Source organism: Thermobrachium celere DSM 8682 (assembly GCF_000430995.1).
Lineage (GTDB): Bacteria > Bacillota > Clostridia > Clostridiales > Caloramatoraceae > Thermobrachium > Thermobrachium celere.
The window spans coordinates 1-658 of sequence record NZ_HF951997.1; the positions used below are offsets into that span (position 1 = coordinate 1).

Annotated in this window: 1 pseudogene; it reads right to left on the reverse strand. The window is 33.5% G+C overall.

The window, feature by feature from the left end:
- Window positions 1-15: 15 nt before the first annotated feature.
- Window positions 16-658: pseudogene (locus tag TCEL_RS14350) on the reverse strand (ABC transporter ATP-binding protein); the annotation flags it as partial.

The window sequence follows — 658 nt, forward strand, 5'->3', positions numbered from 1 at the left end:
GCTAAACTTAATCCCTTACTCATTTTCAATCAACTCCAAAAATATATTTTCTAATGACTCATCATTCTTTCTTTCCTTTAATTCTTCAACTGTTCCAACAAATATTATTCGTCCGCCCTTTATAATTCCTATTCTGTCACTTTTTTTTTTACATCTTTTCTGCAACCTCCATAACATGGGTTGAGAAGAAAACTGTTTTACCACTATCTGCGTGCTGCCTCATCATCTTTTTTAGCGTAAAGGCAGATTTAGGATCAAGCCCCACCATAGGTTCATCAAGTATCCATACAGGAGGATTATGCATCAATGCACCTATTAAAACTAATTTTTGCTTCATACCATGGGAATAACTGTTTATGCTCTCTTTAAGTGCGGATTTTATTTCAAATTCTTCAGCAAGTTTCATTATTATATCTGCTCTCTCTTTGCTATCCATCTCAAATCATCTGCAATAAAATTTAGGTACTCTAATCCTGTTAGTCTATTAAATATTTCAGGGTTGTCTGGAACAAAGCCTATTTGCTTTTTGCCTCAATGGATTYTTTTTACATCTATTCCATTTACCAATATCCTACCTTCATCCATATTAAGTATTCCTGTTATAAGCTTTATCGTTGTGGTTTTTCCTGCACCATTTGGACCTAAAAATCCAAATATT